Raw genomic sequence first — 16,784 nt, 5'->3', positions numbered from 1 at the left:
GCTCTTATCCTTGGGTTCGGAGGCAGGCCCCGCCAGCGCTGCTGCGCGGCGGGGCCTGCCGGAACCGATCAGACCGAAGCGATCAGAACGCGGCGGTCAGCGAGGCGACCACGCGGCCGCGGGTCAGCTTGTGACCGGGCTCGTAGCCGAACGCCGGACCGAGGTTCGAATAATACGCGTCGGCGAAGGTCTTGTTCATGTCGGTGCCGACATAGGACACGTTCAGCGTCAGCTTGCTGAAGGTGATGTCCGCGCCGATACCGTAGTCGATCACGTCCTGGCCAAGGGTGTAGATCGAATCGCCGCTCGAGTAGCCGACGTGGCCCTTGAGGGTGAGCGGGGTGTTCGGGATCGGCAGGCCAAGGTCGGTGTAGACCCAGATGTTGTTGCCCTTCGACGGACCGAAGCCGGTCAGGTTCTTCTGCGGCGGGGCCCAGTAGGTGCCGAGCTTTGCATTGACCGGGCCGACCTTGCCCGAGACCGAGCCGTAGACCTCGACATAGTCATGGTGCGTGGTGCCGGGATAGACGTAGTAGACCACGCCGCCGTCGAGCGTGGCAGCGCCGACGGCCTTGGTGTAGCCGGCGATCAGGTCGAGCTCCATGTTGGAGCCGCCCCAGGTACCGTTGCCGGCCAGGCTCGAGGCCCAGGTGCCGACATAGAAGCCGGGAGCCGTCGACAGGGTCAGGCCGGCCTGGACCGCCGGGTCGAGGTTGGACTGCGAGATGCCGCGCAGGCTGTATTCGGTCACGACGGCAGCCGAACCGGTGACGGTGACCGCCGGGGTTTCGTCCGCGAAGGCCGGAGCGGCCGCGAAGGCGGCGGCGAATGCAGTGGAAGCCAGAGCGGTCTTGATGATCTTACGCATGAATTCCCCCTCAGGAATTGCTTTTTGCCCTCATTGGCCCAGCCAGAGGAGCAAGCATCGTGCCAATCAGGGGTTTCGCAGAAATCTGCGGTAACAAATGCGCAATATGGCGTAGCAATGCCTAAATTTTGGGCAGTTCTGGACGATCTGCCCAATTTTGATGCGGCGCATCGAAAGAGATGTTGCACTGCCGCATATTTATTACACTTTACCATTATCGTAATATCTTGTACCAGAATCGCATCATGGCAACGACCGCTCCCCCCACCCTTGCCCGGCTCTCGATCAGCCTTCCGGCAGAGCTGTTCGAGCAGCTCGACACGATGGTTTCGGAACGCGACGTGGCCAACCGATCGCAGATGATCGCGGAGCTTATCCGCGGCGAGCTGGCCGAGCATTCGGCCCGGGAAAGCCCGGAAACCGTCCTCGCCGGCACGATCACCCTGATCTACCGGGCCGAGTCCGGGCGGGTCCGCCAAGCCCTTGCCCAGGTCCAGCTCGGCTTCATCGCCGAGATCATCTCGAGCCAGCACGTCTTCCTCGAGGATGACCAGTCGCTAGAGGTCCTGCTGGTCCAGGGCTCCGCGCAGCGATTGCATTCTCTTTGTGATGCACTGCGGAAAGTTCGCGGCACGCAGCAGTGCCGATTGATCACCACCACGGCCCTGCTGCCGCCCCTCTCGTCCAAGGAGCCGCGCTGATGAGCGAGACTGCAGACCCCTATGGCGCGCAGGCCCATGCCCGCGCCATGGCCTGGACGCGGGTCGAGGCCATGCCCACCCTGCCCGCCACCGCGAGCGACGCGCCCGGCCCGGTGGTGTGGGAAGAAACCATCGCGCCGGGCGGCTACGCCGCGCGCCGGATCGCGCGCGGCACGCGGTTGCGGCTGGTCGACCTCCACGGCGATGCCTGCGCCTCGCTGCTGCTGTTCAATGCCGAAATGCCGACCGAGCGGCTCAACGTGGCCGATACGGTCAAGGTGCAGTGGAACGGCTATCTCGGCGCGGGGAAGATCCTGCTTTCGGACATGGGGCGGGCGATGATGTCGATCCTGAGCGACACGGCCGGGACGCATGACACCTTCTGCGGGGCTTCGAACGAGGCCGCCAATGCGCGGAAGTATGGCGAGGGCAAGAACTACGGCCCCCATCCCAATGCGCGCGACCGCTTCATGCTCGGCGCGGCCAAGTTCGGACTGGGCCGCAAGGACGTCCATCCCTGCATCAACCTGTTCAAGGGGGTGAAGATCGCGGCGGACGGGGCGACCCTGCCCGAGATCGGCCCCTTCGCGCCCGGACGCGAGGTGGTGCTGCGCGCGGAAATGGAATTGATCGCGGTGCTGGCCAATTGCCCCCACGTGCTCGACCCGCGCCCGGAATGGGCGGTGACGGCGCTGCGCGCGACGGCGTGGAAGGATGCGGTGACGGCGCCGGACGACGCGTTGCGGCTTTCGACGCCCGAGACGACGCGGGCCTTTCTCAACACCGAAGATTACTACGCGAGGTAAGGGCGATGGCTGATCCGCATCTTTCCGGGCTGCCGGGCGCGATCGTTCATGACGAAGTGGTGCCGGCGCTCGCGCCGTGGCTGCACCGGGTTAACCGGGGCGAGACGCTGCGCATCGTCGACCTGGAGGGCAACCAGGCGGTGGACTTCCTGATCTATGCCGCAGGCGACGATGCCGAGCGCTATTCGGCGCAGGATACCATCGCCGCGCAGGGCAATATCTTCCTGAAGGCCGGGGCGAGGCTGCTCTCCAACGAAGGGCGGGCGATGATGACCATCACGGCGACCAACGTGGACTATCACGACACGATCGGCGGGGCCTGTTCGTGCGAGAGCAACACGCTGCGCTATGGCCACCACACCAAGAGCCAGCATTCCTGCGTCGACAATTTCCTCGATGCCAATGTCCGCGTCGGGCGGGGCAAGCGCGACATGGTCTCCAACATCAACTTCTTCATGAACGTGCCGGTCGAGGCCGACGGGGCGCTGGGGATCGTCGACGGGATTTCGGCGCCAGGGCTGATGGTGGACCTCGTGGCCGAGATGGACGTCGAGGTGGTCGTGTCCAACTGCCCGCAAGTGAACAACCCGTGCAACGGCTTCAACCCGACGCCGGTGCGGATGATCGTGAGCGCCGCTTCCTGATGTTCCAGAAGGTCCTCATCGCCAATCGCGGAGCGATCGCCTGCCGCATCGTCCGCACGCTGAAGGCGATGGGGGTCTCTTCGGTCGCGGTCTTTTCCGATACCGATGCGGGTTCGCTGCACGTGGCGGCGGCCGACGAGGCGGTGCGGATCGGGCCGGCGCCGGCAGCTGAGAGCTACCTGAATATTCCGGCGATCATCGCGGCGGCCAAGGCGACCGGGGCGGAGGCGATCCATCCCGGTTACGGCTTCCTTTCCGAGAGCACCGAGTTCGCGGCGGCCTGCGCGGCGGCGGGGATCGTGTTCATCGGGCCGACGCCGGAAAACATCACCGGGTTCGGTCTCAAGCACACCGCGCGCGACCTGGCCGAGGCGCACGGGGTGGCGCTGGCGCCGGGGACGGGGCTGCTGACCGACAAGCAAGAGGCGGTGCAGGCGGCGGAGGGCATCGGCTATCCGGTGATCCTCAAGGCCACAGCGGGCGGCGGCGGGATCGGGATGAAGATCTGCCATTCGGCCAGTGAACTGGCCGATGCCTTCGCCTCGGTGGTGCGGCTGGGCGCGGGCAATTTCGGCAATGGCGGCGTCTTCCTCGAACGCTATGTCGAGACCGCGCGGCATATCGAGGTGCAGGTCTTCGGCGACGGGCAGGGCCGGGTCGTGGCGCTGGGCGAGCGGGACTGTTCGCTGCAGCGGCGCAACCAGAAGGTGGTCGAGGAGACCCCGGCTCCGCTGCTCCCGCCGGGGACGCGCGCGGCGATGATCGATGCTGCCGTGCGGCTGACCGCGGGAGCGCATTACCTTTCCGCCGGGACGGTCGAGTTTCTCTACGATCCGGCGCGGGACGACTTCTACTTCCTCGAGGTCAACACCCGGCTGCAGGTCGAGCACGGGGTGACCGAGCAGGTTACCGGGGTCGACCTGGTCGAGTGGATGGTGCGCGGGGCGGCAGGGGACTTTGCCTTTCTGGATGGGTTCGAAGCCAGGCCGCAGGGCGCCTCGATCCAGGTGCGGCTCTATGCCGAGGACCCGGGGCAGGACTTCCGCCCCTCTTCCGGCCGGCTCATCGAGGTGGACTTTCCCGATGGCCCGCGCGTCGATGGCTGGGTGGCGGCGGGGTCGGTGGTCTCGGCGTTCTACGATCCGATGCTGGCCAAGCTGATCGTCACTGCGCCGAGCCGGGCCGAGGCGATCGAGGCCTTGCACGACGCGCTCGACGAGACGCGGCTTTCGGGGATCGAAACCAACCTCGACTGGCTGCGCAGCGTGATCGCCTCGGAGGTGTTCACCAGCGGCAAGGTCTCGACCCGGGCGCTGTCCGGGATCGAATGGTATCCGCAGACGATCCGCGTGCTCTCGGGCGGGCCCGCCACCACGGTGCAGGACTGGCCGGGGCGGATCGGCTTCTGGGACGTGGGCGTGCCGCCTTCGGGGCCGATGGACGCGCTGTCGTTTCGGCTCGGCAATCGCCTGCTCGGCAATCACGAGGGCGCGGCGGGGCTGGAGTTCACCGCCGCCGGGCCCACGCTGAAGTTCGATACGGCGGTGCGGGTCTGCCTGACCGGCGCCGACTTTGCCGCGACGCTCGACGGGGTCGCGGTGCCTTGCTGGGAGCCGTTCGCGGTCTCAGCCGGGCAGGTGCTCCAGATCGGGCGGGTTTCGGGCGCGGGGATGCGCGGTTACCTGCTGGTCGAGGGGGCGATTGCCGCGCCGACTTTCCTCGGCAGCCGAGCGGCCTTCACACTGGGCGAGTTCGGCGGCCATGCCGCGCGCGGGGTTCTGACCGGCGATACCCTGCACCTTGCCCGCGAAAAGCCGCTGCCCGCACTGGGCGGCGCGGCGCGGCCCGCCATCGCGCGGGAATGGACGCTGCGGGTGCTCTATGGCCCCCACGGCGCGCCCGATTTCTTCACTCACGACGACATCGAGACGCTCTGCACCGCGCCCTACAAGGTGCACTACAATTCGAGCCGCACCGGGGTGCGCCTGACCGGGCCCAAGCCGCACTGGGCGCGGGCCGACGGGGGCGAGGCGGGGCTGCACCCGTCGAACATTCATGACAATGCCTATGCCGTGGGCGCGGTCGACTTTACCGGCGACATGCCGATCCTGCTCGGGCCGGACGGGCCTTCGCTCGGCGGGTTTGTCTGCCCCTTCGTGACGATCGCCGCCGACCTGTGGAAGCTGGGGCAACTGGCGCCGGGCGACAGCGTCCGGTTCCTCCCGGTGAGCGAGGCGGGGGCGGCGGCGGCGCTGGCCGAGCAGGATGCGGTGATTGCGGGAAGAGCATCGGCGCCGATCGACCTCCTCGCCGAGCTGGGCAGCCCGATCGTTCACGCGATCGCCGCCGAAGGGCATCGCCCCGAGGTCACCTATCGCCGGCAGGGCGACCAGCACTTGCTGGTCGAATACGGCCCGATCGTGCTCGACCTCGAGCTGCGCCTGCGCGTCCATGCCCTGATGCTGGAGTTGGACCAGCTGCAACTGCCCGGGATCATCGACGTGACGCCGGGCATCCGCTCGGTCCAGATCCACCATGACAGCCGCCTGCTCCCGCAACGCGATCTGGTGGCCGCGCTGGCCGGGGCGGAGGAGCGGCTGGGCGGGCTTGACGATTTCGCCATCCCCAGCCGCACCGTGTGGCTGCCGCTTTCGTGGGATGATCCGGCGATCCATGAGACGGTGGCCAAGTACATGGCCTCGGTGCGCGACGATGCGCCGTGGTGCCCGGACAATATCGAGTTTATCCGTCGCGCCAACGGCCTTGCCGATGCCGAGGCGGTCAGGCGCATCGTGTTCGATGCCGAATACCTCGTGATGGGCCTGGGCGACGTCTATCTCGGCGCGCCGGTGGCCACCCCGGTCGACCCGCGCCACCGGCTGGTCACGACGAAATACAATCCGGCCCGGACCTGGACCCCGCCCAACGTGGTCGGGATCGGCGGGGCCTATATGTGCATCTACGGGATGGAGGGGCCCGGCGGCTACCAGCTGTTCGGCCGCACCATCCAGGTGTGGAATTCGTGGATGCAGACCGGTTCCTTTACCGAGGGCAAGCCGTGGCTGCTGCGGTTTTTCGACCGGATCCGCTTCTTCCCGGTAAGCCACGAGGAGCTGACCGAATGGCGGCGCGACTTTCCGCTCGGCCGGCGTGAGATCACGATCGAGGAGGGGGAGTTCCGCCTGGCTGACTACCGCGCGCTGCTGGCCAACAATGCCGGAGACATCGCCGCGTTCCAGCGCCGCCGCGAGATCGCCTTTGCCGCCGAGCGGGCCGACTGGGAAGCGCGCGGCGAGTTCAGCCGGGTCGCCGCGCTCACCGAAGACGCAGAAGCCTCGGCCGACCCGGTGGCGATCGACCTGCCGGAGGGCTGCGAACTGGTCGAGGCCCCGTTCGGCGGGGTGCTGTGGTCATGGTCCGTGGCCGAGGGTGACACGGTCGTCGCCGGGGACACCATCGCCGTGATCGAGGCGATGAAGATGGAAAGCCCGGTGATCGCCCCGGTCAGCGGCACGGTGCGCAGGCTCTATCTGTCCGAACGCCAGCCGGTCAGCCCCGGCGCGCCCCTGATAGCCGTGGAGATGCCATGAAGACCGCGCGCGCGATTGCCCATGATGTCCGTTCCGGCGCGGCGACCGCACTGGAGGTGGCCGAGGAGGCGCTGGCGCGGGCGGCGGCTTACGATGCGGTCCAGCCGCAGGCCTGGATCAGCCGTTTTGGCGCCGAGGCGGTGCTGGCCGCCGCCCGCGCGGTCGACGCGCGGATCGCGGCGGGCGAAGTGCTGCCGCTGGCCGGCGTGCCCTTCGCGGTGAAGGACAATATCGACGTGGTGGGGCTGCCGACCACGGCAGCCTGCCCGGCCTTCGCCTATGATCCGGTAGCCAATGCCTTTACCGTGCAGCGGATGATCGATGCGGGTGCGATTTGCCTCGGCAAGACCAATCTCGACCAGTTCGCCACCGGGCTCAACGGCACGCGCAGCCCCTATGGCGCTCCGCGCTGCGTGGCCAATCTCGACTATGTCAGCGGCGGGTCCAGCTCGGGTTCGGCCGTGGTGGTCGGCGCGGGGGTGGTGCCGCTGGCGCTGGGCACCGACACGGCGGGATCGGGCCGGGTGCCCGCCGCCTTCAACGGCCTTGTCGGTCTGAAGCCGACCAAGGGGCGCTGGTCCACCTCCGGTCTGACCCCGGCCTGCCGCTCGCTCGATTGCATCACCGTCTTCGCCCTCGACGCCGAGGATGCCGCCCTCGCCGACAGCGTGATCGCCGGGTTCGACCTGGCCGACGCCTATTCGCGCGAGCTGGCCGACCTCCCGGTGGGCAAGGTGCTCGGCGTGCCGCTACCCGCGCAGCGCCCGTGGTTCGGCGACCTTGAGGCGGAATACCTCTATGCCCGCGCGCTCGAGCGGCTGGAGGCGCAGGGCTATGCGCTGGTCGAGGTCGACATCGCCCCGCTGCTCGAGGCCGCCAAGCTGCTCTATTCCGGGCCGTGGGTGGCCGAGCGGACCGCCGCCGTCGAAGACCTGCTGCGCGGCGACCCCGGCGCTTTCGACCCGACCGTGCGCGAGATCGTCGAGGGCGGGACCGGGGTCAGCGCGATCGAGGCCTTTCGCGGGCAGTACCAGTTGATGGACTACGCCCGCGCCGCGCAGCTCCTGTGGCGCGAGGTCGATGCCCTGGCCGTGCCGACCTCTCCCGTAATCTACCGGGTGCGCGAGATGCTGGCCAATCCGGTGGCGCTCAACAGCCACTTCGGCACCTATACCAATTTCGTCAACCTGCTCGACATGGCTGCGATCGCCGTGCCGGCGGGCTATCGCCGCAATGGCACCGGGTTCGGGATCAGCCTGTTCGCCCCGGCCGGATCCGACCGCGCGCTTATCGATTTCGCTCTGGACTGGGCCCATCCCGGCGAGCGCCCCACCCTTGATACCGGAGGCAAAGTGGAAACCACCCGTCTCGCCGTCGTCGGCGCTCACCTCGAAGGCATGCCGCTGCACTGGCAGTTGACCAGCCGGGGGGCCAAATTCGTCTGCGCCACCGAGACCGCGCCCAGCTACCGCCTCTTCGCCATGGCGGATTCGGTGCCGCCCAAGCCCGCGCTGGTCTTCGACGAGAGCGGCGGCGCGATAAAGGTAGAAGTCTACGAGATTGAAATCGCGGCCTTCGGCTCCTTCGTGGTCGAGGTGCCGCCGCCACTGGCAATCGGTACGGTCACGCTGGCCGACGGCAGCCAGGTCAAGGGTTTCGTGGCCGAACCGCGGGCCCTTGCCGGAGCCGAGGACATCACGGCATTGGGCGGCTGGCGGGCCTTTATATCACGCAATTGAGACAATCAGCGACAAGACGGCAAGTTGACCGGCAGGCGCTGATCGGCGAGAAGCGCAGGCTGGATCGTCAACAATCCGCACCTCCCGGGGAGAACAAACACAATGAAGACCGTCAAGCTCGCCGCCATCGCGGCGCTCATTCTGCCTGCCACCGCCATGGTTGCCATCGCCGCCGCTCCGGCCGACGTGATCAAGGCCCGCCAGGACAACTTCAAGATCATGGGCAAGGCGATGAAGGGCACGATGGACGAGTTCAAGCTCCCCTCGCCCAACCCGGCCGTGGTCAAGGCCAATGCCAATGCGCTGGCCGCCGCTGCCGTCAAGGTCAAGGGTGGCTTCCCCAAGGGCACCGGCGCCGAAACCGGCGTGAAGACCGATGCCCTGCCGGTGATCTGGCAGAAGCCGGCCGACTTCAAGGCTGCCGACGCCAAGATGGCCGCCGCCGCCAAGGCCTTCCAGGCTGCCGCCAACACGGGCGATCTCGCCAAGATGCAGGCTGCTGCCGGTGCGGTCGGCCAGACCTGCAAGGGCTGCCACGACACCTTCCGCAAGCCGCGCAGCTAAGGAAGCCAGCATGAGCGATGCGCCGGATGTCGCCGGGGACGCGACCCGCTCGATCGCTCTGTGGGACCTGCCGGTTCGGCTGGTCCACTGGAGCTTCGTCGTGCTCATGCCGGCCCTGTGGTGGACGGCGGAGAAGGGGAACATCAAGCTGCACGTCACCATCGGGCTGATCATGCTCGGCCTGGTGCTGTTCCGCCTGGTGTGGGGCCTGGTCGGGTCTTCGACCGCACGGTTTGCCGGCTTCGTCCGGGGGCCGGCGTCGATCCGCGCCTATATCGCCAGCGCACGGGCCGGCACGGCCGAGCATGTCGTCGGGCACAACCCGCTGGGCGCGCTCAGCGTGCTCGGCCTGCTCGGCCTGCTCACGCTGCAGGTTGGGCTCGGCACGATCGCCCAGGATACCGACGCGGTCGCCTCGGGCCCGCTCAACCACCTCGTGTCCTATGATACGGCGGTGGCGGCGAGCAAGGCCCACGAACTGGTGTTCAACCTGATCCTTGCGCTGATCGTGCTGCATATCGCGGCGATCCTGTTCTACCGCTTCGTCAAGCAGGAGAAGCTTGTCGCGGCGATGATCACCGGCCGCAAGTGGGTGCCCGCCGGCATCACGGCCCCCCGGATGGCGCCGCTGTGGCGGGGCCTGGTGGTCGCGGTGATCGCCGCCGTGGTGGCGGTATGGATCTCGTGGGGCGTACCGCCGTGGGGCGCGCGCTGGCCGTGGGACAAGCCGCCGCCGGTTGAAGGGCTGAGCGAGGATTCGTACATGTGATCGGCGCGGAAGGCGGCCAGCGGCCCCTTCCCGGTCATGAAAAATGCGGGCCGCAGCGGGAATTGCCTGCTGCGGCCCGATTTTTTTGCACAGTTGCTGGTGCAGTGCGGCGTGAGCGGGAGGCGGGCCGCGGCGGCCAAAGGCCGGCAGGCCGCGGTGAAGGTTCCAAATGGCGGTTATGTAATTATCCGCCAATAACAAGAACTGCACAGTATCGTGCAAGACAAGATTCTAAATGCGGCGCGCAGATATAGGCCGTTGCACGAAACGCACTTCGCAGCGGCAGCACGCAAAACCGCGCAATTCCGCGCTGCAGCGTGATTTTTCGCCTTGTCGTGAGGGAATCGCGGCACTATTTGGCCAGTCAAGCGCACAAAGAACGCTGACAGGCAGGAGAGGGCCCGGCCCGCTTAATAAGCCTGACGTGGCACTCCCACCTTCATTATTACAAAAAATCGCACGAATAATAAGTTTCGCAGGAGACTATCCATGAAGACCATCTGCACCGCGCTGGCCGCGGTTGCCCTGCTTGCCGGTTCGTCGGCGGCTTTCGCCGGCCCGCGTGAGAACGTTGCGCTGAACGTCAACTCGGCCGGCGTCGATTTCGCCAATCCCGAGGCCGTGGCCAAGTTCCAGGCCGACGCCGCCAGGAAGATCGCCGCCACCTGCAACCCGGGCGACCGGATCGGCGCCGACCTTTCGCCCGACTTCAAGTGCCGCCGCGAAATGGCCGCCAGCATGGCACCCAAGGTGCGCCAGCTGGTGATGGCCGCCACCAACGGCGGTGCGCGCATGGCGACCCAGGGCCTGCCGAACTGATCCTGGCCGACTGATTTTACGGCTGATCGGGGTCTACCCGACGCATTCCCGCGCATAATCGTTTGGGGAGGCCGCAAAGGCGAGGGCGCCGGAGGACAACTCCGGCGCCCTTTAGCTTTTTCGGCCTGTTCGCGCCAAAGGCGCGGGCGCGCCCTTACTTCAGGGTCTTGAGATAGGCGATCACGTTGGCGCGATCGGCCGGGTTCTTGAGACCGGCGTAAGGCATCTTGTTGCCCGGAATGTTGGTCATCGGCGCCGTGAGATAGGCGTCGAGCGCAGCATCGTTCCAGGTCTTCTTGGCGTTCTTCATGGCCGGCGAATAGGCAAAGCCCGGCAGGGTGCCCGAAACGCGCCCGGCCACCTTGAAGAGGTTCGGACCGATCGTGCTCTTGCCGGTATTGTCGACCTTGTGGCAGGCCGCGCACTGGGCGAAAGTCGCCTTGCCCTTGACCGGGTCGCCCGCTGCCTGCGCGGTCGCGGAGATCGAAAAGGCCAGGCCCGCAACGGCGAGAGAAATTGCCAGTTTGTTCATCGGTTCAGGTTTCCATTGCCCAGTGAGAGTTGTTCCGCAGCACCGTACCTATGAGGACATTGCCCTTGCATGAAGGCGCTTGATCGCATCGAGCGACGAGAGCAGCGCGCCTTCCATCCAGCATCCGTAGTATGAGGCATGTTCGCCAGCAAGCACGATCCGGCCGTCGAGCGACACCAGATCCTGGTAGTGCCGGGCGCGGCTGTCCTCGCTCCAGGTGGCGCAGCAGCCCATGATCCACGGGATCCGGCTCCAGGCAACCGAGGCGCCATTGAGGAACTGGGCGCGGTATTCGGCCGGGTGGAACACCTCGCCCTGCGCCAGCGCGGTCTGGATGCGCTGCTCGGGGGTCATGCCCGCCAGCTGGTAGCCGCCCGCCCCGCCCGCGAAGGCGCCGAGCAGGACCGCCGGGCGATCCTTGAAGAAATCGAAATTGGGATAGGACAGCAGCCCGATCGCCTGATCGGTGAAGGAATGGCCGCCGTAAATCGAGTAGTTTTCTTCCCAGAACCGGCTCTTCATCTCGAGCCCGATCTTGACCGAGTTGGAATAGGGCAGCGCTTTCAGCGCGGCCTTTTTCGCGTCGGAAACCTGCAGGTCCATCTGGCTGAGGATCGTGGCGGGAATGGTGCAGACCATCCAGTCCGCCTTCGACTGACCGGCCTGTCCGGTCTTCGTGTCGGTCCAGTCGACCGTCACCCCGCGTTCGTCTTGCGCGATCTTCGCAACCTTGGTGTTCAGGCGCACGAGCTTGGCGACCTGCCGGTAGAAACCCTTGCCGATCATGTCCATGCCGCCCTTGGGCTCGAACATGGTGGTCTGCATCACGTAGCTGAAGAAGAAGCCCATCTGGGTCCAGACATTGCTGTCCAGCACCGACGAGAGCCCGTTGATCTTCGAGGGCGTGGGCGCGCCGCCAACGCCGCCGCCGGGCGCCTTGTCATATCCGCGCTGCGCGGCGACGTGGAGATCTCCGGTATAGGCGAGGTTGCCGTCGAGCACGCCCCAGTCGCGCATCGCCTCGACCAGGCGCTCCTTGTCCTCCTTGGAGACCGCGCTGTCGAGCGCGCCGGCATTGAGCGACTTGGCCAGCAGTTCGGAGACGTGGCCCTTGAAGTCGGTCGCCAGTTCCTTGTAGCGCTGCGGCTTCCCACCGAAGGCGCCCTTGCGGTGGACGAAGGCGTTGTGGTTCATCTGGATGAACGGTTCCAGCTCGACACCGAAGGCCTTGGCATAGTGCAGCAGGGTGCGGTGATGGTGCGGGATGCGCCACGGCCCCGGATTGAGGTAGTTGCCGGGGGCATAGCCGACGGTCTGGGTCGCGCCGCCGACTTCCACGATCTTGTCGCCGCCACGCACCGAATAGTTCCGCCCGCCGGGGCGGTCCTGATATTCCAGCACCTGCACCTTGTAGCCGGCCTTGGTCAGCTCGTAGGCGGCGAGCATGCCGGCAAGGCCCGCGCCGAGCACCAGCACACTCGCGCCCGGCTTGGCGCCCGAGAGTTGCGGCGGGCCGGTGAACTGGGTCTCGGCGGCATGGCCGAGCGCGGTCATCGCCTGATACATGGCGAGGCCGCCCCCGGCCTTGCCGATCATGGTGAGCAGGTCGCGGCGGCTCGGTGCGGACAGGTCGCTGTGCATCAATGGTCCCCCTGAAAATGCCCCGCCGCATGGGCAGGCGCGCGGCTCATTTGCCGCAGGTGTCGCAGTCCCTCACCGGGGCCGGGCCGGTGGCGACGCGCTTGACGTCGGCCGCAGTCACGACGCCGGGATAGGAATTGAAGTGGCCGCGCACGTAGTTGACCACGGCGGCCATCTGCTCGGGCGTGAGGATGTCGGTCATCCACGGCATTCCGCCCCGGCCCTTGAGCAGCAGGGTGATCGGATAGTCCTTGTCGGCCAGCTTTGGATTGCCGGCCAGTGCCGGGATCACCGCCCCGGCCCCGCCGCCGCCCTTGGCATCGGCCATGTGGCAGGCCTGGCAGATCTGCTCGTAAACTTCCTGCCCCTCGGGCGAGACCTGGACCGCGCTCTTGTTGCCCGCGGTGTCCTGCGCCTTGAGCGTGCCGCCTGCCGCCATGGCAAGGGCAGCAGCGAGAAGGACGGCGCGGGCGGCTTTGCTGGTGGTCATTCCGGGTCCTTGGCGGCGCCGCTGCGGGGACGAGGCTGGTGCGACCCGAAGGCCCGCCCCCGCAGCCGCGCGATTGATCAGGGCGCCTTGGCGGCGATCGCCTCGATCTCGACGAGCGTGGTCGGACGGCCGAGCGCGGCCACCTGGACCGTGGAGCGGGTCGGCTTGCCCGGCTGCTCGGGCGTGCCGAAGAAGGTCTTGAACACGCCGTTCATGCCCGCCGCGTCCATCTTGCCGCCGGTTTCGGGCGTGCCGACGAGGAAGACGTTCATCTTGACGATGTCGCCCATCGACCAGCCCATGGCTTCAAGCGAAGCCTTCATCTTGGTCAGGATCGACTTGGTCTGGGTGGCCGTATCGCCGAACTCGTCAGGCTTGGCCGGATCGACCGGCGAGGCCGTGGAGCCCGAGAGATAGAGGATCTTGGCCCCGACCGGGACCAGCGCGGTGCTGGCGATGACGCCGGTGGGCGCGCCGGTGCGCTCGACCATGGGCTTGGGGGCCGGGGCGGTCTTGGCGGAGACGGTGCCGGCAGCGAGCGCGGCGGCGAGGGCCAGCGTGGTGGCGAGGACGTGCTTCATGGGAGGGAACCTCTCCGGATATGTGGTCTGGGGAAGTGAAAAGGGGCGGCCCGTAAGGCCGCCCCTTCGCGCTGGATCAGAACTTGAAGGTCGCGCGGGCGTAGTAGTAACCGCCGTTCGAACCATAGGGGCCGAAGGTATAGGGCGCGTTCAGTGTGCCTTGGCCGTTGATGTAAGGCGAGGCGCCGTTGACGTACTTGGTGGTAGCGTTGGTGCCAGTTGTGTAGTCGGACACCAATCCAGGCACTTCGGGCTTCTTGTTGAACAGGTTATTGGCACCGATCGCCAGGTTCATGAACGAGGTCACGTCATAGCCCAGTTCGATATCGAAGATCGCTGCCGGCTTGACCTCTGCGATATCCCAGGTGTTCTCGATGTCCTTGGGCCCGGTGTAGGCGCCGTTGGGCTGAACGTAGCTGATGGTCTTGCTGTAGTAGTTGGCGCGCAGGTTGGCGGTGAACTTGCCGCTCTTGAACAGGGCGCCGACATTGACCTTCGTCTTCGGGCTGGCCGATTCGATGGTCTGACGTGCCGAAGCGTTGAACAGCGAGCCAAGCCGGTTGGCGATAACCTTGGTCGTGTTGTAGTTCGCGCCAAGCGAGAGATCGAGCGAGCCGAAGGACAGATCAACCGGATAGCGGGCGGCGAGTTCGAGGCCGGTGGTCTCGGTGTCGATGCCGTTGGTGTAGGTCTGGATCGAAAGCGAACCGTACTGGACCACGGTCGGATCGATCGACTTGCCGCTCGCCGCAATCACCGCCTGAACCAGATCATAGGCGCTCTGGCCGTTGATGATCGCGGTGTTCTGCTTCGGCGCAGCGGTCAGCGAGACATAGGTCTGGCCGGTGATCGTGCCCGACGAGACGATCCGGTCGCGGATCTTGATGTAGTAGCCGTCGAGGGTGACTGTCAGGCGCGGGATCGGGCGCAGCACAACGCCGGCCGAGAGGTTGAGCGACTTTTCCGGCTTGAGCGAGGAGAACCCGGCCTTGAGTGCGCCCGCAGAACCCGGCGCGAGCTGCAGGGTGGCGCTGGTCGGGCCGACGTTGGTGGCCGAATAGCTGCCTTCCTGCAGCGATGGGGCGCGAAAGCCGGTCGAAACGGTGGCGCGCAGCGCGAAGGCCGGGCTGAAGTCATAACGCGTGGTCAGCTTGCCGATCGCGGTATCGCCGAAATCGCTGTAGTGCTCGTAGCGTCCGGCCAGATCGACCGACCACCCTTCCACGGGCTTGGCGGCGAAATCGACATAGATCGCCTTGGCCGTGCGGCGGGTGGTTCCCGCGTCGCTCTGGGCATAGCCTGGGAAGGACTGGCCGCCTTCCTTGTAGAGGCTCATCGCGTCACCAGCGCCGATCGTGTAGGTTTCGCGGCGGATTTCACCGCCTGCAGCGAAGGTCAGCGGTTCAGCCATGCCAAGTTCGAACTGCTTGCGCAGGTCGAGCGTGCCGACGAACTGGGTGAACTTGAACATGCCGTCGTAGAAGTAGCTGGGCGTCTGGCCGGTCGCCTGGAACAGCGAAACGTTGGCCGAATGGGTGGTGTAGATCTTTGCCACGTCTTCCGAGTAGGAACCAGCCAGATCCCAGTCCCAGCCGCCGGCGGTGCCCTTGAAGCCGTTGGTCAGCGAGAACTCGTTCTGGTTGACCTCGATGTGCGGGACCATGCCGTAGATGTAGGTGTCGGCGTAGCATGAGGTCGGAACAATCGGGTTCGTGCTGCTGCTGGTTGCGCAGACGCGATTGGGCGTCCGGTATCCCTGCAGAGCATCGCCGTGGCGGTACGAAACGTCACCGAAGGAGTAGAACTGGACATCGCCGAAATCATAACCGGCGTTGTAGAAGCCGAGAGTCAGCTGCGAAGCGGGCTGGCCGCCATTGATGTTGGCTGTGCCGCCGTTATTGGCAAGCGCCGTGTAGTAGGGCTGGAGCGCGGCATTGGCGCCGGTGACCGTAACTGGGGTGCCGTTATAGTTGACGACCGAAAGCTGGCCATCGCCGATCGTGGTGACTTCGTTGCGCCGATGGAACAGCGAGAAATCGAGATAGCCGCTTTCACCCACCTTCATGCCGAAATTGCCGCTGACGCTGTAGGTGCGGCCTTCGCCGTCGTAGTATTGGCCGGCGTTGAGCTTGATCGCGCCGCCTTCGGTGTCGGACTTGAGAATGATGTTGATGACGCCAGCGATGGCGTCCGAACCGTATTGCGCCGCGGCACCGTCCTGCAGCACTTCAATGCGCTTGACGATGTCCGGCGGGATCAGGTCGATGCTCGGTGCGGCCGAACCGCCGAAGGCTCCGTTGATGACCTGGAGGATCGAGTTGGCGTGGCGGCGCTTGCCGTTGACCATGACGAGGGTGTGGTTGGGCGAAAGGCCGCGCAGACGGGCCGAGAGCGAGAAGCTCGCCATGTCGGTGCCTTGGGTCTGGGCCTGGAACGAGGGGACCAGCTGGGTCAGGGCCTGGTTGAGGTTCGGCTGGGCGACGTGAGTCAGCGCATCCTGCGACAGCACCTGAACGGGTGCGGCGGAATTGGCTGCCTGCTGGCCCGAGGCGCGGGTGCCGGTGACGATGATTTCCGAGCCGGCAGCTTCGGCCGGGGCGTCAGCCGCCGCTTCGACCGCCTGGGCGTGAGCGACGGACGCGAAGCCGGTCAGCGCGATTGCGCTCGTAGCGGCCAGTGCTGCGGCGTGAATCCTGGAGAAACGCGACATATAGGTGTAACCCCCCTATGTTTTCGCGCCTTTCAGCTTGCCTACCCTGATCTTCGGGCTTTGCCGCGTCGCCCCGGCTCATTCCGACGACGTCCGCTGCTGCCCGGTGTTTTCGTTGCCTCAACTTCTCGGACCGGGCCGGAAAATCTTCTCTTTTTCCGGACTCGCTCCTGACCCTTGCAATCGACCTTATCGGGCCTTTTCGAGCCATACGCCGATCTGCGTATCAGTCTGGCGGGCGCTTGCCCTAGGCTTTGGAGGCTAACCGTGGGGGCGCGGGAATGCCGGATTTTCCGGAGAAATCCGTCGCCCTCCCAGACCGAGGGAATA

General features: G+C 66.3%; 14 protein-coding genes. 8 read left to right on the top strand and 6 right to left on the bottom strand.

All coding sequences use genetic code 11. From position 1 onward, the window contains the following. Positions 1-82: 82 nt before the first annotated feature. Positions 83-868, bottom strand: coding sequence for a TorF family putative porin (locus H7F51_RS15205; RefSeq protein ID WP_185665158.1), 786 nt, complete (start codon positions 866-868; stop codon positions 83-85). Between the two features lie 245 nt (positions 869-1,113). On the opposite strand from H7F51_RS15205, the gene H7F51_RS15200 reads away from it, so the two are divergent. From H7F51_RS15200 to H7F51_RS15165, 8 genes are all read left to right on the top strand, one after another. Continuing rightward, positions 1,114-1,569 carry a CopG family ribbon-helix-helix protein gene (locus H7F51_RS15200; RefSeq protein WP_185665157.1) on the top strand — a complete coding sequence of 152 codons (456 nt, stop codon included), beginning with the start codon at positions 1,114-1,116 and terminating at the stop codon, positions 1,567-1,569. Continuing rightward, entirely contained in the window at positions 1,569-2,375 is an 807-nt protein-coding gene (locus tag H7F51_RS15195; RefSeq protein WP_185665156.1) for an urea amidolyase associated protein UAAP1, read from the top strand. The genes H7F51_RS15200 and H7F51_RS15195 overlap by 1 nt, the downstream gene beginning before the upstream one ends. Before the next feature lie 5 nt (positions 2,376-2,380). Continuing rightward, positions 2,381-3,019 carry an urea amidolyase associated protein UAAP2 gene (locus tag H7F51_RS15190; protein ID WP_185665155.1) on the top strand — a complete coding sequence of 213 codons (639 nt, stop codon included), beginning with the start codon at positions 2,381-2,383 and terminating at the stop codon, positions 3,017-3,019. After that, the gene (gene uca / locus H7F51_RS15185; RefSeq protein WP_185665180.1) at positions 3,019-6,609 is read left to right on the top strand and encodes an urea carboxylase; all 3,591 of its coding nucleotides are present in this window, start codon (positions 3,019-3,021) and stop codon (positions 6,607-6,609) included. The genes H7F51_RS15190 and uca overlap by 1 nt, the downstream gene beginning before the upstream one ends. Beyond that, positions 6,606-8,348: an allophanate hydrolase gene (atzF, locus tag H7F51_RS15180; protein WP_185665154.1), complete on the top strand. Its 1,743-nt coding sequence runs from the start codon at positions 6,606-6,608 to the stop codon at positions 8,346-8,348. The genes uca and atzF overlap by 4 nt, the downstream gene beginning before the upstream one ends. 102 nt (positions 8,349-8,450) lie before the next feature. After that, entirely contained in the window at positions 8,451-8,912 is a 462-nt protein-coding gene (locus tag H7F51_RS15175; protein ID WP_185665153.1) for a c-type cytochrome, read from the top strand. Between the two features lie 10 nt (positions 8,913-8,922). Next, positions 8,923-9,681 carry a cytochrome b/b6 domain-containing protein gene (locus H7F51_RS15170; RefSeq protein ID WP_185665152.1) on the top strand — a complete coding sequence of 253 codons (759 nt, stop codon included), beginning with the start codon at positions 8,923-8,925 and terminating at the stop codon, positions 9,679-9,681. A gap of 489 nt (positions 9,682-10,170) precedes the next feature. Beyond that, entirely contained in the window at positions 10,171-10,500 is a 330-nt protein-coding gene (locus H7F51_RS15165) for a UrcA family protein (RefSeq protein WP_185665151.1), read from the top strand. A 154-nt stretch (positions 10,501-10,654) separates the two neighbouring features. On the opposite strand, the gene H7F51_RS15160 is transcribed toward H7F51_RS15165, so the two are convergent. From H7F51_RS15160 to H7F51_RS15140, 5 genes are all read right to left on the bottom strand, one after another. Next, positions 10,655-11,032, bottom strand: coding sequence for a c-type cytochrome (locus H7F51_RS15160; protein ID WP_185665150.1), 378 nt, complete (start codon positions 11,030-11,032; stop codon positions 10,655-10,657). Positions 11,033-11,080: 48 nt separating this feature from the next. Beyond that, positions 11,081-12,673, bottom strand: coding sequence for a flavin monoamine oxidase family protein (locus tag H7F51_RS15155; RefSeq protein ID WP_185665149.1), 1,593 nt, complete (start codon positions 12,671-12,673; stop codon positions 11,081-11,083). 46 nt (positions 12,674-12,719) lie between these two features. Continuing rightward, positions 12,720-13,163, bottom strand: coding sequence for a c-type cytochrome (locus H7F51_RS15150; protein ID WP_185665148.1), 444 nt, complete (start codon positions 13,161-13,163; stop codon positions 12,720-12,722). A gap of 77 nt (positions 13,164-13,240) precedes the next feature. Beyond that, on the bottom strand, positions 13,241-13,744 hold the full coding sequence (locus tag H7F51_RS15145) for a Rid family hydrolase (RefSeq protein ID WP_185665147.1): 504 nt from the start codon (positions 13,742-13,744) through the stop codon (positions 13,241-13,243). 76 nt (positions 13,745-13,820) lie between these two features. Then, on the bottom strand, positions 13,821-16,454 hold the full coding sequence (locus tag H7F51_RS15140; protein ID WP_185665146.1) for a TonB-dependent receptor plug domain-containing protein: 2,634 nt from the start codon (positions 16,452-16,454) through the stop codon (positions 13,821-13,823). Positions 16,455-16,784: the final 330 nt, after the last annotated feature.

Origin of the sequence: Novosphingobium flavum (assembly GCF_014230315.1) — a bacterium.
Lineage (GTDB): Bacteria > Pseudomonadota > Alphaproteobacteria > Sphingomonadales > Sphingomonadaceae > Novosphingobium > Novosphingobium flavum.
This window is presented reverse-complemented; position numbering and strand designations above follow the sequence as displayed.